We start from the raw sequence: 25300 nt of genomic DNA on the forward strand, positions 1-25300 counted from the left end.
GTCACTCCTTCACTTCAAAGGCATAAAATTCCCCTTGGGATAAAATCAACTCACCGCGTAACGGTGGCTGTAATTTGAGATAATCATGCGGTCCACAAACGAGTTGCCATTCTTTTTGACCTTGTTGAAACACAAGAATCCCTTGCCCTTCTACTTGCTTTTTTTGAACCAATAAACAATAGCCTTGCGATTGTTGGCGCATTTGACCAAAAAATCGACGAGTCTGTTTCAATACTAAGAATAACCAAAGGAAACAGGTCACCCATAGTCCTAGCGTAGGGAACATCTAACACTCTCCTTCACATATGCCTAAGGCCAAACTGATTCTTAATGCGCGATCGACTGGACGCATTTGCTCGACGGTGAGTTGACAAATTTTTTCTTGGATGCGACTTTTATCAATCGTGCGAATTTGTTCGACCAAAATTGACGAATCTTGTTTCAAACCGCTGATGGCACGCGGTAATGCGACATGTGTTGGTAATTTTGTTTTGGTTTTTCGGGTCGTAATCGCAACAACAATCACCGTTTCACTGTAGCGATTTCCACGATTATTTTGAATGATTAAGACCGGGCGAACGCCCCCTTGTTCCGATCCTCTTACTGGGGACAAGTCGGCAAAGAAGATGGCGCCTCGCTTCATTGATCCACCCCATGAATCATTTGATACTCTCTTGGGATACGTTCCGACAATAAACAAATGACTTCGTAATGAATCGTCCCTAAATAATCGGCAATTTCTTGTACAGTAATCGTGTCCCCTTTGTTTTCACCAATCAATGTGACTTTCGTTCCTACCGAAAAAGCCTGCGGTAGCCGAATCATTAGTTGATCCATGCAAACTCGACCGATAATCTCGCAGCGATGCCCCTCAACTAAAACAGCGAACCCTTGCATTCCCCGGACATAGCCATCCGCATAACCAATCGGTACGGTCCCTATCCATTGCGTTTCCGTTGTTTCATAAGTTTTACCATAGCCGATGCCTTCTCCTTGAGGGACTTGTTTGACCTGAACCAAAGCCGATTCTAACGCCAATGCAGGTTGAAGAGGATATTTTTGCGGCAAAACGTTACCAGAAGGGTTGTTCCCATACATCGACATCCCTAAGCGAACCAAGTTACCACAATCTTCATGCCAAAGTGCCGTCGCACTATTACTTCCATGAATGTAGCGCGGCAAACGTGGCAAAGCAGCTAAAGCTGTTTTAAAACGTTGATTTTGCATTTCCCAGTAATCTGTGTCTGCCATATCGGCGGTGGCAAAGTGAGTAAAAACACCTTCTAAAAGAAACGGTGAATGCTCCTCCAACCAATGAACCGCTCGTAAAAGCGTCTCCTGATTTTGAAAACCAATTCGGCCCATCCCAGTATCAAACGACAGATGTACGCGCAGCTCTCCGGTTAATTGTTGGTGATTATAATAATCCCATGCTTCTTCTAGCCACTCAAGCGTTGCGACTGGAATCGCAAAGTCATACTCTAAAATTAATGGCAACCAGTGGACTTCAACAATACCTAAAATTAAAATTTCTTCAGTAATCCCACTTTGACGTAAGGCAATCCCTTCATCTAGTGTCGCGACACAAAAACCAGTGACACCTCCTGCAACAGCAGCCTTTGCAACAGGCACAGCACCATGACCATAACCATTCGCCTTCACAACGGCAAACACCGCTCGTTTCCCTTGCTGTTGCTGAACGGCTTGAGAGACATTTTCTGTTATCGCAGCTAGATCGACAATTACTTTTGTTGGACGATGATAAGATACGACCACATCTATCCCTCCTTCGTTTCTTCTAAAATAATTTGAGCAAAAGCTAACTCATTCGTATGTGTAATACTCACAAAAACGTTTCCTTGTGTAAATGGCGACTTCGTAACAATCGGCGCTCCCTTTTCATTCACTAAGACTTCAATTTCTTGAAAAGTCACTTTTCCAATCCCTGTACCCCACGCTTTAGAAAAAGCTTCTTTACACGCAAAACGTCCTGCTAAAAACTCAATTTGCCGCTTCAAAGGCAATTGATCAAATAAGTCTTTTTCTCGATTGGTTAACACTCGAGCAATCATTTTAGGCTTTTCTTCTATAATTTTTTTCATGCGATGAAGTTCCACCGCATCAATTCCTATTCCTCGAATCATTTTCTCTACTCTTTTCATTTGAATTACTCTTATTCTACCAAAAAATCGTAAAAAAAGAAGCAAGGAATCCCTTGCTTCTCATTTTTGATTAATCTTGATTATTACGAATCACAAAGCTACGACCTTTGTCATTGCTACTGCGACGTCTTGGTTTACTGCTGTCTTCACTGCGATTTGTCCGACGTTCGTCACGACCGCGGCTGCCGCCTTCACTTGATCGGCGATCATCACGGCTGCGATTGCCGCCTTCTCTTGAACGACGATCGTCACGATTACGATCACGGTTGCCACCACGACGGTCATCGCGTCCACGGTACCCCCCACGACGATTGCCACCACGGCTACCACCAAAACCTTTTTTACCGCCACCTTGAGGCAACGGACGCTCTGGCGTAATTTTCACAGGAACTTCATCGGCAGGATCTTTCGCTAAACTTTTAACTAATAATGCTGCAAGGTCTTGTGCAGAATATTTTTCTAATAAAGCATCGGCACCTTCTAAATAACGTTCAAGGCCATTTTCAGCCATTTTGCTTTCGATTTGTTCTAAAGCTGCACTTAGTTGACCCTTGAATGCCTCATTTTCACTTGGTGGACGTAACGGTGTCATGCGTTTTTTCGTCAAGTTTTCAATCACGTGTAAGTAGCTCATTTCGTTTGGCGTTACAAATGTGACAGAAACTCCTTCTTTCCCTGCACGACCTGTACGACCAATCCGGTGAACATAACTTTCTGGATCTTGAGGGATATCGTAGTTATATACGTGCGTCACACCGGAAATATCTAACCCACGGGCAGCTACATCCGTTGCGACTAAAATATCTAATTGACCGTTTTTAAAGGCACGTAAAACGCTCATTCGTTTTTGTTGCGTTAAATCGCCGTGAATTCCTTCTGCGCGGTAACCGCGTGCTTCTAACCCACGAGACAATTCATCCACACGGCGTTTCGTACGACCAAAAACAATCGTTAACTCCGGTGTTTGAACATCTAATAAACGCGTCATGATATCGAATTTTTCGAAGTCTTTCGAACGAATATAGAATTGTTCGATTAAATCAGCCGTCATTTCTTTGGCTTTAATCGCAACGTGTTCTGGTTTTTTCATGAAACGCACACCAATATTTTTAATTGCTGGCGGCATCGTTGCTGAGAATAATAAGGTTTGGCGTTCTTCAGGGACTTGGGCAATAATTGTTTCAATATCTTCTAAAAAGCCCATATTTAACATTTCATCCGCTTCATCAAGGACTAATGTTTCGACTGTTGCTAATTTTAAAGTATTTCGTTTAATGTGGTCTAACATCCGACCTGGCGTTCCAACAACAATGTGTGGATTGTCTTTTAATTGGCGAATTTGACGACCAATGTCCGCCCCACCATAGACTGCAGAAACACGAATTTTTTTATCGCGTCCTAAGCGGTGTAATTCTTCTTGTGTTTGAATTGCAAGTTCGCGTGTCGGCGCAATGACCAATCCTTGAACTTGTCTTTTTCCTGCATCAATTTTTTCTAACATTGGTAGACCAAACGCAGCTGTTTTCCCCGTACCTGTTTGCGCCTGTCCAATAACATCTTTGCCTTCTAAAGCTAATGGAATCGTTTCTGCTTGAATCGGTGTTGCTTCCTCAAATCCTGCGCGTTCAACCGCTGCGAGTAAATCCGGTGATAAGTTTAAATCTTTAAATTTCAAATAAATCCTCCTAGTGATGATTGAATATCAAGGCTTCCTTCATATTCATCGCTTTTATTTTTAGGGGTAACCCCCGTCTAGAACAGCAGGTGTTCTGACAAATTTGAAGCGTTGAGAGCACATAATGAAAGAAAGTGGTCGTCCCTGTACCAAACTTCATTTCATTTCACACCGAAAAACCGCTTCTCGAAGGGCATTAGAAAAGACTAGGACAAATGTTCTTTGCTTTTTGTCTTAGCCTCATTTCGAATATCAATTCATGCATCTTTTTATCATTCAATTGACGCAATGTTTATTTTATCTTCATTGATTGAGGATTTACATACTCCACAATCATTCACTTCATCTTTCGGCACGTGTGTATTCTAACACAATAAAATCCTTTCAGCAAGTTTCAGGATTTGTTTACATAAAGTTTTCTTTTCTGTTTTCTCTTATAGTTCTTGGACGATTTCAGTCAATCCCATCCCATTACTTCCCTTTAACAAAACGCTATCGTTCGGCTGGAGGGTTGCTTGCAGTGTCGCAATTAACGCAGGTTTTTCTGCGACGGGAAAATAATGCACGTCAAAAGAACGATTCTTTAATTTTTCATAAAGAGCGGCCATTTCACTCCCAAACAAAAAGACACCGTCATAGCGCTCATTCATATGCTCAGCCATCGCCTCGTGCATGGCTTTCGAATCTGGTCCTAATTCTAACATGTCTGCTAAGACAGCAAAACGGCGACCCGGCAAGTCTAATTGCCCAAAACTCTCTAAAACCAAACCCATTGCTGTTGGATTGGCATTATACACGTCGCTCAAAACATCTGCACCATTTTTTGCCTTTACCCATTCTGTCCGATTTTTGGTTAACTGAAACTCAGATAAGCCCTGTTGAATTTCTGCTTCTTTGAGTCCAAAATATTTCCCAAACCCATAAGCGATACAAGCATTCGTCACATTGTAACTCCCCAATACAGGAATTGTATACACTTGACCAGCGATTTGAAACGTTGTTTGTTGTTTGGTTTCTTCTAATATTTCTCCAGCAATTGTCCCATTTTCCACCCCAAAAGTTTGAACCTCTTGAGAAACAACTGGCAAATAAGCGTTCAATAAAGGTTCTGAGGCTGGAATCAGGAGTAACCCTTTGGCTTTCAATCCTTGAGTAATTTCCATTTTTGCTTGCGCAATGCCACGACGAGAACCAAGGTTTTCTAAATGCGCTTCACCAATCATCGTAATCGCAGCAGCATCTGGTTGAGCCAAATTCGATAAAAAGGCGATTTCTCCTGCATGGTCCATGCCCATTTCCAAGACCAACATCTCGGTATCTTCTGGCATATGCAAAATTGTATAAGGCAGACCTAACTCATTATTATAGTTCCCTTGTGTTTTGTAAGTTCGGTACTTTTGGCTTAAGACACTCGCAGTCATATCCTTCGTCGTCGTCTTACCATTACTACCAGTAATCGCAATGATTTGAGGTTGGATTTTTTCTTTATAATAAACGGCAAGTGTTTGAAAAGCTTGCTTCACATCATTTACTGGAAAAACAATCATTTCTTGCGGCGCCTCCGTAAGCGGTCGACTCCACAAAGTCGCAAGGGCTCCTTGCTTGCGTGATTCATTTACAAATTCATGACCATCTCGAACGCCTGCCAGCGGGACAAATAAACTTCCCTCACTCACTAAACGACTATCAAATTCCACACTTGTCAAGACACTTTGATCATAATCTCCAACGATTTTTAGGGCTTGAGCAATTTCTCTAGCTGTTAATCTCATACTTCTTCTCCTTTGAATTGAAAGACGAAAGCACCCGAAAAGCCACAGTGCTTTTCAGGTGCTTTCCACTTTTTTTACATCTCAATTAAAAATTTTTGACGTTGTTTAAAACGGTTGATGCCTAGTTGAATTAATTCTTCAATTAAGTCACCGTACTGAATACCCGTTGCTTCCCAAAGAGCTGGATACATACTAAATTGCGTAAAACCCGGCATGGTATTCAGTTCATTTAAAAACAATTCATTCTTACTTGTCAAGAAAAAATCACAACGACTCAGTCCGCTACCACCAATCATCGTATAAGCCAACTTCGCATATTCTTGGGCTTTGACTTGCACTTCATCGGGAATTTGTGCCGGAATCGCCATGGTTATCTTATTGTCAATGTATTTTGAATTGTAATCATAAAAAGCCACGTCTTTAACAATTTCTCCTGCTAAAGTTGTTCGAACGTCCTCATTGCCTAAAATAGCAACTTCAATTTCTCTGGCTTCAATCCCTTGTTCAATAACCGCACGCGTATCATACTTGTACGCTTCTTCTAATGCCGACTGTAACTCCATGCGGTTCTCAGCTTTTGAAATTCCGACACTTGAGCCCATATTGGCTGGTTTGACAAACATTGGATACAAGAGTGTTCCTTCACACTGTTCGAAGATTTTTTGTGGATTTTCTTTCCATTGGTTTTTTAAAACAGGAACAAAAGGCACTTGAGGAATCCCTGCTGCTTGTAATAGATATTTCGTCGTAATCTTATCCATGCCACAAGCACTTGTTAAAACACCTGCCCCTACATAAGGCATTCCGATTGTTTCTAGAAAACCTTGAATCGTTCCGTCTTCACCATTTGGCCCATGTAATAAGGGAAAGACGATGGCTTGCTCTTCTTGTATTTCACACGGACGAATCTTTTCTCCTGTATAAGCACCAACTGAACCATCCTCACTCCAAGTAAGATTTAATATTTCTTTGGATGCCGGTTTTTCAGAAAGTAACGGCCCTTTAATCCACTGCCCTTCTTTTGTAATCAAGACTAACTGTACTTGATAGTAATTGTAGTAAACAGCATTTAAGACTGAGAAAGCCGATAAGATTGACACCTCGTGTTCTGCACTTTGACCGCCATATAATAGAATAATTTTCAAAACGCGTCCTCCTAATATTTCCAAAAAATTCCTGAACTTGCGTATGTAATTCCTACACATTTTATCACAAATCCGCGCTTGGGAACATAGTTTAACAAAAAATTAATGAGAAGGATTTCACATACGATTCTTTCTTTCTTTTTCTTGTAATTGTTGTTCCAACCTCTCATAAAACACTTGACGATCTTGTTTGGTAAAAGGCTTCGGACCCTTTGTCCGCTTTCCTGACCGGCGAATTGCTGCGCTCAAATAGCGTTGCAGCAATAACACATCAATCGTTTCCTTTAAATATTCTTCACCTGAGTGATGAAAAACACGAACCTCTTTTGGTAAGACAAGCGACGCCAGCCCGTAATCTTGCGTAATCAATACATCGCCGGTTTTGATTTCCTTTACAATTTGGTAATCGGCTCGATCCGCTCCTTTATCGACATAGATAAAATGAACAAAGTCTGGATATTCTTTTATCGTGTAATGATCGACACTCGTAATAATAATAACTGGCAGATTCAATTTCTCACCCAATCGAATGACTTCTTCTTTAACTGGCGAACCATCGCCATCAATAATTAAACGCATTTTTTTCTCCTTTGTTTTTGAATGATCGTTGTTTGATTATAGCACTTTTTTTTTGAAGGAATCATTCTTTAGACAGAAAAAGGGTGGGCATCTTCATCACTTATCCTCACTAAATCCTTTTTCAATTTCTGCAAGACAAACGGTCAGAACTCCCCCTCATTCTTTCTCTTGCTCTTTCTCTTTCATTTGATAGACTTATTACATTAAGAGAACGGAAAGGTGGGTTTTCCTTGCTACGAGAAATGAAAATAGAAGACGCCCAATACTTAGTTGAAATAAATACCACTCAATTAGGCTACCAGGCATCCTTCCAAGAGACCGTTAATCGTATGAACAAACTGTTAAATGACCCTCGGCATCATTCTTTTTTAGTCTATGAACAGCCAGACACAAAAATCGTTTGCGGCTACGTACATGCTGAAATTTATGAGTCTCTTTATTCCGAACCCCTGTTTAACCTGATGGCCCTCGCTGTTGCAAAAGAATTTGAAGGACAAGGGATCGGTAAGTGCTTAATGAGCGGGATAGAATCAGAGGCTCTCAAACGAGGGCTAAAGGGTATTCGGCTAAACTCTGGAAAAGAGCGAACACGAGCACATTTCTTTTATGAAAAAATCGGTTACGACTCCAATAAGATTCAGAAACGTTTTATGAAAAAACTGTAAAGAAACGCTCTTTTCAGACAATCCCTTGTCTGAAAAGAGCGTTTCTTTTTTAATCCACATACGTTGATTTCGAGTTATTCAACCAAGCATAACCCGCGCCAATAATTAATCCACCACCAATATAGTTCCCAATCAAGGCAAAAAATAAATTATGGAAGACACTTCCCGCAGTCATCGCTTCTAAGCTGCCATTGGAAGCAAAATACGCTAAGCTAAAGGCTGGAAAATTAGCAATGACGTGTTCAAAGCCTAAAAAGGCAAAAATAAAGATGATAAAAATAATCGACATTACTTTTCCAGCGTCGTCTTTCATACGCATGCTGACTAAAACAGCAACATTCACTACGACATTTGCAAAAATTCCTTCTACAATAATTTGAAGGGTCGATTTCTCTAACTTACTTGCAATCGAGACAAACAAATAGCTATTTTCTGGTAAGTTTTGAAAAGGCCCCGTTAACGAAATGAGATACCCGCAAAACACCCCACCAATCAGATTAAAGAATAAACAAGTCAATAAAATTTTTGCTGCTTTCGCAAAACTTAGACGCTTCCGATAATACCCAACCGTCATGTATAACATGTTTGACGTTCCAAGCTCCGCATTCATATACAAAATCATCACCAATGACCAGCTAAACATAAAGGAATAGAGCATTTTTCCTACACCCAGTGCGAGCGCTTCACCTTTAATGGCAATACTAAAAGCGACCGCGGTTCCTAAGGTTAAAAAGAGACAGGCAAACACAGCTCTTAACGCATAACGAGCATAACTTGTTTCAATCAAATTCAATTTTTTCCCAATTGATGCATCAATTTTTTCAAATAATGGCGAGATAGGATTCATTTTTTCGTTCTCCTCTAACTTTATTTCATCTAGTATTCTTCTTTATTTTAAAGAGATTGCAAGCATTTGTAAAGTGTTCAGTGAAACATTTGTGAAAAAAGTTCAACGTTTTCAGAAACTGAACACCGCATTCGACCTTCAATTGATTTGACAAATCTTTCTTCAGCGTGTTACAATATCCTTTGTGTAAAATAATGCAGCAGAAAAGTAGCTCCTCGTCCCCAGTTCATCGCTTTTATAAGAAAGTTCAATTGCGTAGCCACGGCTGCAAAGGTGAAGATTGAAGAATGAACTACACGAAGAACGAACCTTTCATCGGATTATTTTACTCCAAAAACTTATATTTATTGGAGGAATTTTATTATGGCACGTTATACTGGACCAGCATGGAAAATCTCTCGTCGCTTAGGTATCTCATTATCAGGCACAGGGAAAGAATTAGCTCGTCGCCCTTACGCTCCTGGTCAACATGGACCAACTAGCCGTGGCGCACGTTCTGAATACGGACTACAATTAAACGAAAAACAAAAACTACGTCACATGTACGGCATGAACGAACGTCAATTCCGTACGTTATTTATCCAAGCAGGGAAAATCAAAGAAGGAACACACGGTGTGAACTTCATGATCTTACTTGAGCAACGTTTAGACAATGTTGTTTACCGCTTAGGATTAGCAACAACTCGTCGCCAATCTCGTCAATTAGTTAACCACGGTCACATCACAGTTGACGGCAAACGCGTTGATATCCCATCATTCCGCGTACAACCTGGACAAGTGATTGCTGTTCGCGAAAAATCGAAAAACGTTCCTGTCATCAAAGAGGCAGTAGAAGCAACAATTGGACGTCCTTCATTCGTTTCTTTTGACGAAGAAAAATTAGAAGGTTCATTCACTCGCTTACCTGAACGTGATGAATTATCACAAGAAATCAACGAATTACTTGTCGTTGAGTACTACAACAAATTAATCTAAGACAACAAGAGAAAAGAACGAAATCTTCCATTCGGAAGGGTCGTTCTTTTTTTTGCTTCAATTCAAAAGGAGGAAAAATGTCCTCCTCCTTTTAAATCCTTTATTCTCCTCGTTCATCGATTGTTTGATACGCTCGATCTTCTGTGACTTCTTGGTAGGCTGGTCGAATGATTTTTTGTGCATTAATTAATTCTTCCATCCGATGGGCTGACCAACCCACAATTCGCGCAATGGCAAAAATCGGTGTATAAATTTCTTCTGGTAACCCAAGCAAGTGATAAACGAAACCGCTAAAGAAATCAATATTGGCACTGACTCCTTTAAACATTTTCCGCTTATTGGCAATAATTTCTGGCGCTAAGCGCTCTACCATCGTATAAAGTTGATATTCCTTCCAAGCTTCCTCGCCTTTTTCTTCCGCTAGTTTCGAGACATACCTTTTAAAAATCGCAGCCCGTGGGTCGTTATCACTATAAATTGCGTGTCCCATGCCATAAATTAACCCTTTTTGGTCAAATGCTTTTTTATCTAATAAATCTTCCAAATATTGAGCAACAGCAGCCTCATCACTATAATCCTTCACTTGTTCTTTCAAATCGGCCATCATTTGGGTCACTTTAATATTTGCTCCACCATGCTTCGGTCCTTTTAATGAACCTAAAGCTGCGGAAATCGTTGAATAAGTATCTGTTCCACTTGAAGTGACTACACGTGTCGTAAAGGTTGAGTTATTCCCCCCACCATGCTCCATATGCAAAACTAAAGCCATATCTAGCGTTTGCGCTTCTTGTTTGGTATAAGAACAGTCCGGACGCAACATTTGCAAGAGCGCTTCTGCCGTACTAATGTTTTCTTTCGGTAAATGAATGTACATGCTTTCTTCCTTATTATAATGATTGTAAGCATGGTAGGCGTAAATCGCTAATAATGGAAAGACACTAATTAACATTAGGCTTTGATCCAACACATTTTCCAATGAAATATCGTCCGATTTTTCATCATAACTGGCTAAGGTTAACACGCTTCGCGAAAGACTATTCATTAAGTCTGCAGAGGGCGCTTTCATAATAACGTCGCGGACAAAATTCGTCGGCAAGGTGCGACGGCTGACGATATAAGATTGAAATGCTCCTAGTTCTGCTCGTGTTGGTAATTCTCCAAATAAGAGGAGATAGGCAACTTCTTCAAAACCAAAACGATTTTCTGAAACGAATCCCTCGACAAGCGCATCAATCGAGATCCCCCGATAACGCAATTCGCCACAGCCAGGCACAATTTTCCCATTTTCAATTTTCTCAGGATAAACGGTTGAAATCGTTGTTAAACCAGCAACAACCCCTTTTCCTTGATCGTCCCTTAGACCTCTTTTGACTTCATATTTTGAATAGAATGCATTCGCAATTTGATTGTTTTCTTTAATTTGTTGCAACATTTTCTCGCGATCCAAAAGTATCGACTCCTTTTCTTACATCTTCTAACATGAAGATGTCATAATAGACCTCTTCGCATTTGATTTATTAAAACGTATTATAGCATGATAAGATGAAAATGAAAGATTTTTTCATTTATCATTTGCTTTTTTTCATTTTGAACGTATAATTATTCATATCTTTAGATTTTACAGACTGGAGGATTTACTTATGAATTGGCACAAAAACCTTGTCTTATCCGACAAAACCTACACTTACCTCGATTTAGATGCCGTTACAAAAACTTATCATTCGAATCTAACAAACCTTCCTTACTCCATCCGAGTATTATTAGAAAGCGTTGCCCGTCAAATGGGAGAAGATATCACAACAGATGATGTTGCAAGCTTAGCCAACTGGCAAGCAGAAAAACCACAAGGGGTCGTTCCTTTTAAAGTTGCGAGGGTCATCTTGCAAGACTTCACCGGTGTGCCAGCAGTGGTCGATTTAGCAGCAATGCGTGATGCGATGGTTGCGCTAGATGGAAAAGCAGCGGACATCAATCCAGATATTCCCGTAACTTTAGTGATTGATCACTCCGTCCAAGTCGATCAGTATGGCAATCAAGGAGCGATTGCTTATAATACCGCAAAAGAATTCGAACGAAACAACGAACGCTATGAATTCTTAAAGTGGGCGCAATCTTCTTTTGAAAACTTCGATGTTGTCCCTCCTGAAACCGGGATCATCCACCAAGTCAATTTAGAAGCCTTGTCAGACGTCGTACTTACGGAACAAAAGTCAGGCATCGATTGGCTCTTACCGGACACCTTGCAAGGAACGGATTCTCATACAACAATGATTAATGGACTTGGCGTCTTAGGTTGGGGTGTCGGTGGAATTGAAGCAGAAGCCGCTCTTTTAGGTGAAGCGTCATTCTTTCCAACACCTGAAGTAATCGGCGTGCGCTTCATTGGCGAACTTTCTCCTGGGGCAACCGCAACCGATCTTGTCTTAGCCATTACAGAGACTTTACGTAAAGAGCAAGTCGTTGGAAAATTCGTAGAGTTTTACGGTCCAAGTTATGCTGAATTAAGCTTAGCCGATCGGGCAACGATTGCGAACATGGCACCTGAATATGGCGCAACATGTGGTTTTTGTCCCATTGACGAAGAAACCTTGCGTTACCTCAGAATCACAGGACGTTCCGAAGCGGTAGTTGAGCGCGTCGAAGCTTATGCCAAAAACAATCATTTATTCTATGACCCAACAAACGAACCGACTTACACAAAAGTCGTTACAGTTGACTTAGCAACTATTCAACCTGCCTTAGCCGGACCAAAACGTCCGCAAGACCGGATTTTACTAGGAGATGTTGCAAAAGATTTCACTGATAGCGTCACTGCACCCGTCGGTCCAAAAGGTTTCGGCTTGTCCGAAGAAGAAAGCCATAAATCGGTGACAATCGATTGGGACAAAGAAGACAAAGTCATTGAGACTGGGGACTTGCTACTTGCTGCCATTACGAGCTGTACAAATACAAGTAATCCCTTTGTCATGCTTTCTGCCGGTTTACTTGCGAAACACGCTGTCGAAAAGGGGTTAAAGGTCCCTGATTACGTAAAAACTTCACTAGCACCGGGCTCAAAAATCGTTACTAGCTACTTGCAAGCAAGCGGCCTCATGCCCTACTTAGAAAAACTCGGCTTTTATCTGGTTGGTTATGGTTGTACGACATGTATCGGAAACTCTGGACCTTTAGCTGAAGAAATCACGGAGGCTTTACAAAAAGAAGAAATGTTGGTTTCGTCCGTCCTTTCGGGTAACCGAAATTTCGAAGGGCGGATTCACCCACTCATTAAGGCCAACTACTTAGCTTCACCCCCACTGGTGGTTGCCTACGCTTTGGCGGGTACCATCAAAAAAGATCTAACAACAGAAGCAATCGGCCAAGACCAACTCGGCCAACCTGTTTTCCTAAGTGATATTTGGCCAGATAAAGAAGAAGTCTTGTCCTATATCGATCAATTCGTTTCTCCTGAAGCCTTTCGAGAAGCCTATGATGATTTATTTAGCGCGAATGAGCGTTGGAACGCTATTGAAACAAGCCAGAGTGATTGCTACTCTTGGGATGAACTTTCAACTTATATTGCTCATCCACCATACTTTAAGGACTTAACGAAAGAATTACCTGAACAAGGCGCCCTTTCCAATTTACATATCTTAGCGAACTTGGGTGACTCTGTTACCACAGATCATATTTCTCCTGCAGGAAGCATTGCTTTACATTCTTCTGCTGGAAAGTACCTCAAAGAAAAAGGCTTAAGCTACAGCGATTTTAACTCTTATGGTTCACGTCGTGGGAATCACGAAGTCATGATGCGAGGGACTTTTGGAAATATTCGTTTGCAAAATCAACTTGTTCCTGAAATTAGTGGCGGCTACACCAAATACTTGCCATCAGGCGAAGAGATGTTCATTTACGATGCCGCACAGCGCTATCAAGCAGCCAACATTGATTGCATGATTTTAGCTGGAAAAGATTACGGCATGGGTTCTTCACGGGACTGGGCGGCCAAAGGAACGCAATTGCTCGGAGTGAAAGTCGTCTTAGCTGAAAGCTTTGAACGAATTCACCGGAGCAATTTAGTCATGATGGGCGTTGTTCCACTAGAGTATTTACCAGGTGAAACAGCGACTTCCCTTGGTTTAACTGGCTTTGAAAAATTCCAAGTCCTTTTACCGGAAGAACCTGCAGTCGGACAGCTCGTGGAAGTGATTGCAACCGACGACAAGCAACAAGAGACACGCTTCATGACACGATTACGTTTTGACGCACCTGCAGATATTCGTTATTGGAAGCACCAAGGAATCTTACCAATGGTCATTCGCAAAAAATTAAGTGAAAGTTTAGGTGAATCACACGCATGACACAGACAATTGAAGAAAAAATCATCCCCTACATCCCTGGAGACGGCATCGGCCTTGAAATTTGGCAAGCCAGCCAACCAGTAATTGAGGCAGCAGTGGAACAAGCCTACCATGGTACGAAACGCCTCGTTTGGGAAGAAGTATTAGCCGGTGAAAAAGCCTTTAATCAAACGGGTGAATGGTTACCCGCAGCCACCCTTGAAACAATGAGTCGTGCCAAAATTGCCATTAAAGGACCGCTAACAACCCCTGTTGGTGGTGGCATCCGTTCCATTAATGTGGCCTTACGACAAAAACTGGATCTATACGCATGCGTCCGACCGGTTCGCTATTTCAAAGGTGTTCCTTCTCCAGTGAAAGAACCAGAGAAAACCGATATGGTGATTTTCCGGGAAAATACAGAGGACGTATACGCCGGTATCGAATTTCCTAAAAACGGCCAAGAGACGCAGCAACTCATTCATTTTTTACAAGAGTCATTAAACGTCCATGCCATTCGTTTTCCTGCGTCTTCCGCGATTGGTATCAAACCAATTTCACAAGAAGGCAGTCAACGTCTTGTACGCTCTGCCATTGAATACGCGATACAACAAGGACGAACAAGCGTCACTCTCGTTCATAAAGGCAATATCATGAAGTTTACCGAAGGTGGATTTAAGGAGTGGGGCTACGAGGTTGCGGAAAACAGCTTTCAAGAGACGACCTTCACGATGCGCCAATACGAGCAGATAAAAACTAGCCAAGGCATTCAGGCTGCAGAGAAAGCAAAAGAGAGCGCCTCAGCAGCAGGAAAGATTCTGATTAACGATGTGATTGCAGATAACTTCTTGCAGCAAATTTTACTATATCCTGAAAAATACGATGTCGTCGCCACCACAAACTTAAACGGCGACTACCTCTCCGATGCGCTTGCAGCTCAAGTCGGCGGCATTGGCATTTCACCCGGTGCAAATATAAACTTCTTAACGGGCCATGCTATTTTTGAGGCGACTCATGGGACAGCTCCAGATATCGCCGGCCAAGGAAAAGCCAATCCATGCTCCTTGCTCCTTTCTGCTGTTATGTTGTTAGAGTATCTCGGCTGGCAAGCAGCAGCAGACCTGCTTACACAAGCAATCGAAGACGCCCTTCAACAAAAGAAAGTCACAAGCGATTTCGCGCAACAATTAGACGATGCTACTTTACTGACAACGCAAGCTTTTGGCGAAGAATTAGTTCGATTGATTCAAAAATCATCCTAATTTCGTTAACCAACTATTTACAAATAGGTTAACGAAATGCTATACTCCTCTTACAGTCTTTTTAAGAGAGGAGTTTTTTTATGCGTTTCGTATTAAGAGAACAATTACTAGCAGCGATGTTTGCTGGAATCATCGCTGTCGGGGCACAAATCATCATCCCTTTAGGGTTCGTCCCTTTAAGTTTACAGACTTTCACAATCGGTCTGACGGCTACCTTACTCGGTCGTCGAACAGGGACATGGGCCATTAGCATTTATCTTTTATTGGGTCTAGTCGGTTTGCCTGTTTTCGCTGGAGGGAAAAGTGGTTTTGGTGTTCTTTTTGGACCAACCGGGGGGTATTTAATTGGATTCATTTTTGCAAGCATACTCATTGGAAGTTTACGAAAGAATTGGACCTACTTTTCCGTGATTGGCATCAATTTAATCGGTTTTCTCCTTGCCTTAACCATTGGAGCGATTTGGTTAAGCTTCGTCGCCGATTTAACATTCGTCCAAGGATTCAATAGCGGCTTCCTCCCCTTCCTCTTACCGGAAGTGTTAAAGGCAATCGGAGTTGGTTTTTTAGCGGTTTTAATCAAAAAACGATTACCTGAAAAGTTCTTCCATCTCGCTTAGTCACTTTCTTGACGAACAATCAAAAGAAAGAGGAGTCGCATCCATCGACGCGACTCCTCTTTCTTTTTGGTTTTTCATAATTAGTGAGACGGATTCCTAGAAACAAAAGCTCAAAGACTTTTTTTATACCCTGGGCGATCCCTGGAGCTCCTTCCAGTTCAAACAATTTAAAGATATTGGATTTCTTTTCCATACCATGTCGCTTTATAAGCTAATTTCTTTAAAAAAGCTTGCCAATCTGCTTTCGTAAAGTTCCCAGTCAACACTTCTTTCGGCAACTCTTTTTGAATGGCAATCAGATCATATTCTCGAATCAAAGCATACGAGACTTGATCAAAATAATTTTCCTTTTTTTCCTTACAAGATAATTGCAAACGTCCGAGTTTCGCCTTTTGTTTTTGATAATTCTTGGCATAAGCTAAAGGCACGCGTCTTTTACGAGCCGCTTTCCCCCGAACTTTCAATCTTCTTTGCACTCGATCAATTCGCTCAAGTAACTTTTCTTGATTGAAAGCAATCGGCGCTTCAAAACTTGGACTCGCAATTAACGTTTCAACCGAATACGTAAGTTCGATCGTACGTTTGGTCTTGGGTAAGGGCACGACTTCTTCTGAGCAAAGAATTGAAACAAAAAACGCTTCGTTATTACGCGATGAAATCGTCGCGGACTTAATCACCCCTTGAATCTCTCGATGACAATTCACAGCCACCAAACTTTTTAATTTCGGTAGTTTCAAGTACCCATTCGACAAGGTAATGGTTTGCCCTTGATTATTGGTCGTGTAAGATTGCAAAGGATTCGATTTGTTTTTTAAACTTGGATAATCACTCTTCCCTGTAAAATAGCGCCGAAACGCCTTTTCAAGATTACGCTGAGCATTCGCTAAGGCCAAGCTATCCGTTTGTTTTAAAAACGGATAGTCTTTTTTTAGCGTCGCAGGAGTTTGTTTTCCTCCTTCTGCTTGTTGCCGAGCAATTAATAAATGGTTGTAAGTAAAACGAACGCAACCAAATGTTGTCACAAAAAAACGTTTCTGCTCTTCATCTGGATAAATTTTAAATCGATAAGCTTTTAAAACACTCATCTTTCGACCTCAATTCTTTCACTAAGGAACACTTACGAGCGAATCGCTTTACGGTAACCCTCTAATTCTTTTTCATTTCCATAAACAAAATGGCCAGGTTTCACTTCACTAAAGACGGGCTGATCAACGGAGTAGTCGTGCATTTCCGGATCATAGACAATCAGTTCTTTTTGACGCGCCAAAATTGGATCTGGCACAGGAACAGCGGACAATAATGCCTTCGTATACGGATGCAATGGGTTACGGAATAATTCTTCCGTTTCCGCCATTTCAACGATTCGACCCGAGCGGATTACTGCAATTCGGTCGGAAATAAAACGAACAACAGATAAATCATGAGCAACAAAGAAATAGGTCACATCATTTTGAACTTGAGATTCTTTCAATAGATTCAAAACTTGTGCCCGGATGGAAACATCTAAAGCCGAAATGGGCTCATCCGCAATAACGAGCGAAGGCTCCATAATTAACGCTCGAGCGATCCCGATTCGTTGGCGTTGACCGCCAGAAAATTCATGCGGATAGCGATACATATGTTCCGGTAACAAGCCGACTTGCTCAATGATTTTCTCTACTTTGGCTAAACGATCTTCTTCTGAGTCAAATAAGCCAAAATTATAAAGCCCCTCTGAAATAATGTACTCGACCGTTGCCCGTTCGTTTAACGAAGCTGATGGGTCTTGGAAAATCATTTGCACTTTACGAATCGTATCTTCTAATTCTGCTTTGGATAACTTTCCGTTAATTTTTTTCCCTTCAAAGAGGATATCCCCATGGCTCGTTGGATTCAATCCGACAATCGCACGACCAATCGTTGTTTTCCCAGAACCAGACTCTCCTACTAAGGAGAAGGTTTCCCCTTTATAAACGTCAAAGTTGACGTCTTGAACGGCAACAAATTTTTTCTTCCCCTCACCAAAGGTTATCTCAAGGTCTTTAATGGATAATAAGACTTCTTTATCTTTAGACATCTTCATTTCCTCCAGCTTGTGCTTTTTGTAATGCAACCATTTTTTCATGTAGATTTTGAATGATTTCAGGTTTTTCAGCTTTTGGCGCTCTTGGATCAAGTAACCACGTTTTCGCAAAATGCGTTTCCGAAACCTGGAACATTGGTGGTTCTTCATTAAAATCAATTTCCATCGCATAAGCACTTCGTGGGGCAAACGCATCGCCCTGAATTGCTTTATAAAGGGATGGCGGTGTACCTGGAACAGAATATAACTGATCTCCACGATTTCCTAATTGCGGCAAGGATGATAGCAAGCTCCATGTATACGGATGTTGTGGATTGTAAAAAATTTCTTCCACTGTCCCTGATTCTACGATTTGACCTGCATACATCACCGCTACTCGATCGGCAATGGAAGCAACAACACCTAAGTCATGGGTGATAAAAATCGTTGTAAATTTATATTCTTCTTGTAGTTCACGGATTAAATCTAATATTTGCGCTTGAATCGTCACATCTAACGCCGTCGTCGGTTCATCACAAATCAAGATTTTCGGACGACAAGCTAAGGCAATCGCAATGACAATCCGTTGACGCATCCCACCGGAATATTGAAATGGGTAATCATCATAACGCTTTTCAGCAAAGGGAATTCCGGTCCGATTCATTAAATCAATCGCCATTTTTTTGGCTTCTTTGATTGATTTTTTCTGATGTTTGACAATCACTTCCGATATTTGCGATCCAATGGTCTTAATCGGATTTAACGAAGTCATCGGGTCTTGGAAAATCGTAGCAATTTCTTTCCCACGAATCCCTTCCCACTCCGCATCTTTTTTCAAATCACTTAATATTTTATCTTCGTAACGAATCGTTCCACCAGTAATCGCACCGTTGGATTCAAGCATGCCAGTAAAAGTTTTGGTTAAAACTGATTTACCAGAACCAGATTCTCCAACAATCGCTAACGTTTCTTGCTCTTTGAGTTCAAGAGAAACGTTACGAATGGCACGTAATTCACTACTACGAACTTTAAAGCTCACTGAAATATCTTCAGCACTTAAAATTGTTTTTTTCGCCATTTTAACTAATTCCTCCTCTTACATATGTGTTCTTGGGTCAGCGGCATCGGCCAAGGTCTGTCCAACAATGTAAAGGGAAACAGAAACTAAGGCTAAAACGGTAACTGGAATCCAGAATAGATAAGGGTAGTTCCCCATGTTATTGGTATATTGTGAAATTAAACGTCCTAAAGATGGCACATTCGCACTTAAACCAACGCCTAAGAAAGACAGGAAGGTTTCATACGAGATAAATGCCGGTAACGAACGTGAGACATCGGTCACAATAATCGAAGTTAAATAGGGCAAAATGTTTCTGAAAATCATCCGTAACTTCGGTGTACCTAGCGTCCGTGAAGCAAGGTTGTATTCACGATCACGCATAATCATGACTTGCACCCGAATAAAGTAGGCAGGGGCTAACCAACCGGTGACACACATTGCAAAAATTAAGTTCCAAAAGCCATTTCCAAAAGTATAAGACATGACAATGATAATTAAGAGCTGTGGTACGTTTGAAATCACGTTATAAATCTCTAACATGATTTTATCGAATTTTTGTGAGACACCCCAAATGGCTCCTAAAATGACACCAATAGTTGTCGTAATAATCGTTGCAATCACAGAAATCGAAATCGATGTCTTGGCACCTGCCCAAACAGCGTCAAACAAAGACATCCCGTTTGCATCTGTCCCAAACCAATTTTCTAGACTTGGTGGGTTGTAACGTTTTGAAAAGTCATTAATGTCTTCCACGTTCATGAAGTCATAACCACTAATTAATGGTTGAATAAAAGACATTAGTAATATGGCTGTCATTAAAATTAACATCGCAATCGCTGTCTTACTTGAAAAGAATTTCCGACCCACTGAACGCCAATAAGAATACGTTGGGGTATCGATTTTTTCAGAAGCTAAGGAGTCAATGGTGACGAAAGTAAAGCCATCATTTATTTTTTGATCCGTTTTTTCCATTTTATTCTCCTCTTTCTGCTAAGTTAATTCTTGGGTCAACCAGTGCCATCGTTAAGTCTCCTAAAAGGACAGACGTCACAGCCACGGTTGTAAAGACAAAGACAATCGCAATCACAATTGGATTGTTATTGGCAATAATGGCATCCGGTAACATTTTACCCATTCCTGGCGCTGCAAAAACTGTTTCTGTAATCGTTGCTCCGGTAATCGCACCAATAATACTCATTGGAATTTGGTTGGCAATAGGAATCGCGGCGTTTTTAAAGATATGTTTTCGCGCAATTTCGCCAGTACTTAAACCTTTCGCTTTCGCAAATTTCACGTAATCGGCGGATTGTTGGTCAATCATGTAACGACGAATCCAAATTACGATATTCGAAACGGATAGCAAGCCTAAAATGACCGTTGGCAAGACGTACGAGCGAATGTCTCCTGCCCCTAAGGTTGGGAAAGAATCCGGCAGGCCAAACCAATTGCTACCAATATAGCGGAAGAAATAAATGAAGGCCAAACTTGGTACAGAAATCAAGACGGTGACAAACCCAATACCGATCTTATCTGGGAAACGTCCCTTGTAGCGGGCCATTAACATCGCAAATGGAATCCCAATTCCATAAGCTAAGAATACGGCGATAATACCCATTCTAAAGGAAGTACCAATCATTGATGGATCACGATAAATGTTTTCAGTGTTCGCATAGTTATCATTAAATAATTTTTTCTGTTTTGAAGAAAGTTTTTCTGTTAGTTGGTATTGTCGCGTAGTCAAATCTGCAGCAGATTTAACCGTCACACCCGTTGGGAAGGTAAGCTCACGACTATCTGTCTTTCCTTGCCCATTTGAAATAACGCCCATCACGTCTTGTCCAGCAAACGTTGGATAAGAGGTACCTAAATTTAAGTGCACGATATTTTGGTGGATATAAGGGAATTTTTTATCAAAATAAATTTGATATTTGTATTGTGTCCCTGAACCAACTAAGGCAAATCCCACCGTATCGTCTTTTTCGAAACGTAGTGACCGCTTAAGATCCGGATTTGATGGATCTTTGACCTTCCATGGATGATCAATCTGTATCATATTGGCATAAAAACGAAACACACGTTGTGGCAATGGGATATCTTTAATTGTATAAAAGGCCTGACTAATTGGTAACTGGCGTAGTTCCCAACCATTGGTCTTCGCCCACTCTTCTAAGATTGCTTTATTCTCTGCGGTTGGCTCTCCTGTCAATCCCTCGTGTTCTTTTCGAACGGTATCAATTAATTCTTTTGATGATAAAAAATCAATATATCCCATTTTGCTAAAAGCTGTGTTTTCATAATTTGCTAATTCATCTGGTTTTCCTTTTAGTTTCCCATAGTTCACATCGTCTTTAAAGACGTTTCTACGAGGAACCATTGTATAAATCACACCATAGGTGATTGTCGTTACCAGAAAGATACTAATGATTGATCGGAGTATTCTAAATGAAAGGTATCGCTTCAATTTCTGTCCCTACTTTCTATATGTAAGTAAAAAAGGCTACAATTAGCCTCTTTTACTTTAAATCCTTATTTCGCTGCTGCCTCTTTATCAGCTGTCCATTGTTCAAAAGCTTTATCAAACTGATCCACAGTTACAACATCTTCTTGCAACTTGATAAATTTCAATTTATCTGTTGATAAGCCTGCCCAAGCTTCAGGTTTTGTAAATGGTACAACTTTTGTCACATTTGGTAGTCCTTCGTTTGAGTTAACTGGAATTTGAATCACAGCATTTAGTAACCAAGCTTCTGCTTCTGCATAAGCTTCGTAGCGTGCATCATCGTTATCAAAAATCGCGTTTGCTTTATCTAATAATGCGTCATACTCTTCTAAACCAATCGCCGCTTTCGCTGCTACTGATGGATCCTCTCCTTGAACGATGGCAGAACCTTCAAGACCTAAAGTTTTTAACATGTCTCCTGTACGAGAGTCGTAAATGTTTAAATATGTTGACGGATCAATGTAGTCAGGTCCCCAACCAGAAGCGTTTGAAATATCAAAGTCACCAGCTTCACCAGTCGTCGCTTGGTAAGTTGCTTGTAAATATTGATCTCTACTTAGCATTTGGATATCGACAACCACGTTATCTTTTCCTAGTGATTCTTCAATCGTGCTCTTCAAGGATTTCACTTGGTTTACTCCCACTTCGACGTCTCCATCAACTGGAATATCTAAGTGAATTGGGAATTCCACGCCATCTGCTTCTAGTGCTTTACGTGCTTTTTCAATGTACTCTTTTGCTTTGTCGGCATTGTAGTATGCATCTTGTCCTTCTGCTAAGTTCACATCACCAAATGCATCTGCATCTAATGCTTGTAATTTCGTTTGAACGCTATCGCCAAATGGTTGTCCTTCGATACTTACAAATTGTGTTGGCACTAAGGTATTACGTAAGCTTTGTCCTGCCCCTTCATCCCCTACGTTTTGCGCACGGTATGAGCGAGTATCAAACCCGAACAAGACGGCTAAGCGGAAATCACGGTTACGAATTGCTGCTTGGGTATCTGCTTTTTGTTTATCCGTTGTTTTTGATGTTGCATCAAAAGTGCCACGGTTAAAGTTAAAGGTAACATTATAAGTTGAACCGCCTGGCAACGTCCATGTCACCGCGTCTGGATAAGCAGCAACCACATCTTTATAACCCGGTGAGTTTGGATAAACGCGCGCTTTTACAAAAGTACCTTCTTGGAAAGACTTAAAGATACCATCTGGATCACTTCCATCATTGTAAATGAACTTCACTGTATCTAAATGAACATTATCGATGTCCCAGTAGTCTTCGTTTTTCTCATACTCAATGACCGATTTTGCGGTATTATTTTTTAAGATAAACGGACCGTTATAAAGGATACCATCTGGCGTTGGTTGACCAAAAGCGTCCCCTTTTGATTCTAAGAATTCTTCATTAATTGGGAATAAAATTCCATAAGTTGTTTTTGAGTTCCAGAATGATTCTGGTTGGTTTAAAGTATACTCTAAAGTGTAATCATCTAACGCTTTCACGCCAACATCATCAAAATTATCTGTTTTTCCTTCAATGTAGTCGTTTAATCCGACGATACTGTTTCCAACGATGTACAGTGTTTCTGATTTTTCTGCAACTGCGTGCTTCAATCCAGTAACCCAATCATGAGCAGTTACTTCGGCACCAAATTCATTGCCTTCACTGTCTAACCACTGAACGCCTTCACGAATTTTGTAGGTGTAAGTTAAGCCATCTTCACTGACTTCCCATGATTCAGCCATTGCTGGAACTAATTCTCCCAAAGGATCATTTTCCATCAAGCCGTCCACAAAGTTTGCAAAGTGGATACCATTTGTTGCACGTTGAGAAACAGTGTAATCTAATGTTTCTAAATCAGTTGGTGTTGGAAATACAGTTGTGTATGCGACTGGCGCACTACTTTCGTCACCTTTGCCCCCAGTGTCGTTACTGCTACCTGTGTTCCCATTACTACACGCTGCAAGCACAAATGTACTAACCAATACAGTTGCTAAAACCTTTCTTACTTTCATGTATACTCCTCCATTTTCCCTTTTCTTTGCATTCCCACTTTTCATTTTTTCAAATTCTCGAAAATCCTTTCAAAAATTTGAATTGTCTGAAAAATTAGATAAGCATGAGAAAATAATACACGATTTTTTTTTGTTCGTCAATCACTTTTTTTAATAATTAATTAGAAAAAAGTGTCGTTTGTAAAAACATCAAGCGAAAACCCTTGGTACTACTCCATTTCTTTTTGAAAAAAGTTTAGGTTTTTTCAACCTTTTTTCTTTTCACTTTTTCTTTTTTTGCGTAAAATCCTTCTTTTTTTCTACTGAATTCTTTGAATTCGTTAAGAAAAAAAGGAATCACAATTCCATCTTCTTGAAAATTTTCAATTTCAATAAGACAGAATCGTCATTCCTTGTTGCAGTTCATTCAATAAATGTTGTTCTTTATAGGCCTGAAATTCGGATTGATGATTTCTTAAGATTCCCCGTAATTTTGTCGGTCGATAGTTCTCAACTAATTGTCGATCGAAAACAAAATCACGCGTCAATTGCCATTCGTAGTAATAGCCAAACGGTCGACAATGATACCAAGTCGTCCCTATTTGTTTTGCATCAAACCGGCGATGGGTATGTCCAAAAACAACATGTGTCACTTGTGGGAAGCGATCGATTACTTGACCAAAGGCCTTTGAGCCTAAAAAAGCATTCAATTGATTCCAACGCGCATGCTCGCCTTCATGCTGAATAATAAACTCTTCTTTCGGAACAAAGTGTGTTGTAAGAAGCACCTGTTTGTTTTGCGGGAGCGTCTCTAACACTTCTACCAAACGTTCATTGACGCGGTGACTTACCTCCAGATCATTACCTGAACGTGTAATGTGGCGATCATACCAAAACAACTCTTTTAAACGCCGAATTTCTTGCGGCGTTTGTGTTTTTTCATAGCTATAGTCATACCAACCGTTGACGCCTAAAAGGATGGTTTCTTCTGACAATTCATAGGGTTTAAAGTTCAGAAAAGCTGGCGCCGGAAAGTCCTCAATTGCTGCTTCTCCTACTAAATCGACCATTTCATGATTCCCCCAATGAAAGGTTGTTGAGAGTTTCGCTTGAAAGAAAGCGACGGTTTCTAGCGTGACTTGATGCGCATTGGCAGTATCTCCCGCTAGATGGAGATGTGTTACCTTTTGCTCCACTAAAAAATCACGCAGACGACTTAACTGCGACTCCGTGAGTCCGTTAATGTCTACGTGAAGATCACTGATGACGGCTAATTTCCCCATTTATCCACTCCTCTAAGCATTACCTACACGTTTTAAGGGTACATTCGCTGCTAGAACTCCTGCGTCAGAACGTAACTGCAAACGACGATAACTTGGTTCGACGAGCAGCTCCACCTCTTTATCCAGTAAAAATTCGGATCTTTCCTTCATATAAACGGGACCCATTTCCGTTGGCATTCGATGGTTGTAATCGACTAATTTTTCGACAGGAAAATCCTGTGAAACGAGCAACAGACGATAGGCCGGATATAATTGACAAGATACAGCGTCTTCTGTAAAGGGACCAATCGCATCTTCAAAATCGAGTAATAAGACATCGCCTGCTTGCTGTTGTTTTTGAATCATCGCTTGCGCTTCTTTGGTTATCTTTAATTGCATAAAAATTCCTCCTTTTGTTCCTTCTC

Annotated in this window: 23 protein-coding genes; 5 read left to right on the forward strand and 18 right to left on the reverse strand. The window is 40.9% G+C overall.

The genetic code is table 11. The features are described from left to right. Position 1 precedes the first annotated feature (1 nt). From ACYSNO_RS08255 to ACYSNO_RS08290, 8 genes are all read right to left on the reverse strand, one after another. A complete protein-coding gene (locus tag ACYSNO_RS08255) occupies positions 2-286 on the reverse strand; it encodes a hypothetical protein (RefSeq protein ID WP_461730603.1) in 285 nt (94 codons plus the stop codon). Beyond that, positions 287-643 carry a type II toxin-antitoxin system PemK/MazF family toxin gene (locus ACYSNO_RS08260; RefSeq protein ID WP_461730604.1) on the reverse strand — a complete coding sequence of 119 codons (357 nt, stop codon included), beginning with the start codon at positions 641-643 and terminating at the stop codon, positions 287-289. Then, entirely contained in the window at positions 640-1776 is a 1137-nt protein-coding gene (gene alr / locus ACYSNO_RS08265; RefSeq protein ID WP_461730605.1) for an alanine racemase, read from the reverse strand. Before alr ends, ACYSNO_RS08260 begins: the two co-directional genes overlap by 4 nt. Before the next feature lie 2 nt (positions 1777-1778). Then, a complete protein-coding gene (acpS, locus tag ACYSNO_RS08270; RefSeq protein WP_461730698.1) occupies positions 1779-2144 on the reverse strand; it encodes a holo-ACP synthase in 366 nt (121 codons plus the stop codon). Positions 2145-2232: 88 nt separating this feature from the next. Further along, positions 2233-3837, reverse strand: coding sequence for a degradosome RNA helicase CshA (gene cshA / locus ACYSNO_RS08275; protein WP_461730606.1), 1605 nt, complete (start codon positions 3835-3837; stop codon positions 2233-2235). 434 nt (positions 3838-4271) lie between these two features. Continuing rightward, the gene (locus ACYSNO_RS08280; protein WP_461730607.1) at positions 4272-5609 is read right to left on the reverse strand and encodes a UDP-N-acetylmuramoyl-tripeptide--D-alanyl-D-alanine ligase; all 1338 of its coding nucleotides are present in this window, start codon (positions 5607-5609) and stop codon (positions 4272-4274) included. Between the two features lie 74 nt (positions 5610-5683). Further along, positions 5684-6754, reverse strand: coding sequence for a D-alanine--D-alanine ligase (locus tag ACYSNO_RS08285; protein ID WP_461730608.1), 1071 nt, complete (start codon positions 6752-6754; stop codon positions 5684-5686). Between the two features lie 117 nt (positions 6755-6871). Continuing rightward, positions 6872-7333, reverse strand: coding sequence for a YaiI/YqxD family protein (locus ACYSNO_RS08290; RefSeq protein ID WP_461730609.1), 462 nt, complete (start codon positions 7331-7333; stop codon positions 6872-6874). 230 nt (positions 7334-7563) lie between these two features. On the opposite strand from ACYSNO_RS08290, the gene ACYSNO_RS08295 reads away from it, so the two are divergent. Next, positions 7564-7998, forward strand: coding sequence for a GNAT family N-acetyltransferase (locus ACYSNO_RS08295; protein WP_461730610.1), 435 nt, complete (start codon positions 7564-7566; stop codon positions 7996-7998). A gap of 49 nt (positions 7999-8047) precedes the next feature. Here the strand turns inward: ACYSNO_RS08295 and ACYSNO_RS08300 are convergent, their stop codons facing one another. Next, positions 8048-8845 carry a formate/nitrite transporter family protein gene (locus ACYSNO_RS08300; RefSeq protein WP_461730611.1) on the reverse strand — a complete coding sequence of 266 codons (798 nt, stop codon included), beginning with the start codon at positions 8843-8845 and terminating at the stop codon, positions 8048-8050. A 363-nt stretch (positions 8846-9208) separates the two neighbouring features. Here ACYSNO_RS08300 and rpsD point away from each other — a divergent pair, with 363 nt between their 5' ends. Then, positions 9209-9820 carry a 30S ribosomal protein S4 gene (gene rpsD, locus ACYSNO_RS08305; RefSeq protein ID WP_461730612.1) on the forward strand — a complete coding sequence of 204 codons (612 nt, stop codon included), beginning with the start codon at positions 9209-9211 and terminating at the stop codon, positions 9818-9820. A 100-nt stretch (positions 9821-9920) separates the two neighbouring features. Here the strand turns inward: rpsD and ACYSNO_RS08310 are convergent, their stop codons facing one another. Continuing rightward, positions 9921-11252, reverse strand: a complete 1332-nt coding sequence (locus tag ACYSNO_RS08310) for a citrate/2-methylcitrate synthase (RefSeq protein ID WP_461730699.1) — start codon at positions 11250-11252, stop codon at positions 9921-9923. A 208-nt stretch (positions 11253-11460) separates the two neighbouring features. Here ACYSNO_RS08310 and acnA point away from each other — a divergent pair, with 208 nt between their 5' ends. The 3 genes from acnA to ACYSNO_RS08325 all read left to right on the forward strand — a co-directional run bounded on the left by acnA (position 11461) and on the right by ACYSNO_RS08325 (position 16018). After that, the gene (gene acnA, locus ACYSNO_RS08315) at positions 11461-14160 is read left to right on the forward strand and encodes an aconitate hydratase AcnA (RefSeq protein ID WP_461730613.1); all 2700 of its coding nucleotides are present in this window, start codon (positions 11461-11463) and stop codon (positions 14158-14160) included. Next, positions 14157-15401: an NADP-dependent isocitrate dehydrogenase gene (gene icd, locus ACYSNO_RS08320; RefSeq protein WP_461730614.1), complete on the forward strand. Its 1245-nt coding sequence runs from the start codon at positions 14157-14159 to the stop codon at positions 15399-15401. The genes acnA and icd overlap by 4 nt, the downstream gene beginning before the upstream one ends. Before the next feature lie 80 nt (positions 15402-15481). Then, positions 15482-16018 (forward strand): biotin transporter BioY, encoded by a 537-nt coding sequence (locus tag ACYSNO_RS08325; RefSeq protein ID WP_461730615.1) that lies wholly within the window; start codon positions 15482-15484, stop codon positions 16016-16018. A 167-nt stretch (positions 16019-16185) separates the two neighbouring features. Here ACYSNO_RS08325 and ACYSNO_RS08330 read toward each other — a convergent pair whose 3' ends face one another. The 8 genes from ACYSNO_RS08330 to ACYSNO_RS08365 all read right to left on the reverse strand — a co-directional run bounded on the left by ACYSNO_RS08330 (position 16186) and on the right by ACYSNO_RS08365 (position 25274). Then, positions 16186-17103, reverse strand: a complete 918-nt coding sequence (locus tag ACYSNO_RS08330; RefSeq protein ID WP_461730616.1) for an RNA-guided endonuclease TnpB family protein — start codon at positions 17101-17103, stop codon at positions 16186-16188. A 32-nt stretch (positions 17104-17135) separates the two neighbouring features. Next, positions 17136-18074 (reverse strand): ATP-binding cassette domain-containing protein, encoded by a 939-nt coding sequence (locus ACYSNO_RS08335; protein WP_461730617.1) that lies wholly within the window; start codon positions 18072-18074, stop codon positions 17136-17138. Next, complete coding sequence (locus ACYSNO_RS08340; protein ID WP_461730618.1) at positions 18067-19137, reverse strand: ABC transporter ATP-binding protein; 1071 nt, start codon at positions 19135-19137, stop codon at positions 18067-18069. Before ACYSNO_RS08340 ends, ACYSNO_RS08335 begins: the two co-directional genes overlap by 8 nt. A gap of 18 nt (positions 19138-19155) precedes the next feature. Further along, on the reverse strand, positions 19156-20091 hold the full coding sequence (gene oppC / locus ACYSNO_RS08345) for an oligopeptide ABC transporter permease OppC (RefSeq protein WP_461730619.1): 936 nt from the start codon (positions 20089-20091) through the stop codon (positions 19156-19158). A 1-nt stretch (position 20092) separates the two neighbouring features. After that, positions 20093-21580 carry an ABC transporter permease gene (locus ACYSNO_RS08350; protein ID WP_461730620.1) on the reverse strand — a complete coding sequence of 496 codons (1488 nt, stop codon included), beginning with the start codon at positions 21578-21580 and terminating at the stop codon, positions 20093-20095. 65 nt (positions 21581-21645) lie between these two features. Then, positions 21646-23634 carry a peptide ABC transporter substrate-binding protein gene (locus ACYSNO_RS08355; protein ID WP_461730621.1) on the reverse strand — a complete coding sequence of 663 codons (1989 nt, stop codon included), beginning with the start codon at positions 23632-23634 and terminating at the stop codon, positions 21646-21648. A gap of 368 nt (positions 23635-24002) precedes the next feature. Next, positions 24003-24896, reverse strand: a complete 894-nt coding sequence (locus ACYSNO_RS08360) for a metallophosphoesterase (protein ID WP_461730622.1) — start codon at positions 24894-24896, stop codon at positions 24003-24005. 12 nt (positions 24897-24908) lie between these two features. Further along, the gene (locus ACYSNO_RS08365; RefSeq protein WP_461730623.1) at positions 24909-25274 is read right to left on the reverse strand and encodes an iron-sulfur cluster biosynthesis family protein; all 366 of its coding nucleotides are present in this window, start codon (positions 25272-25274) and stop codon (positions 24909-24911) included. Positions 25275-25300 lie beyond the last annotated feature (26 nt).

This window comes from Enterococcus sp. LJL98, from assembly GCF_054871745.1.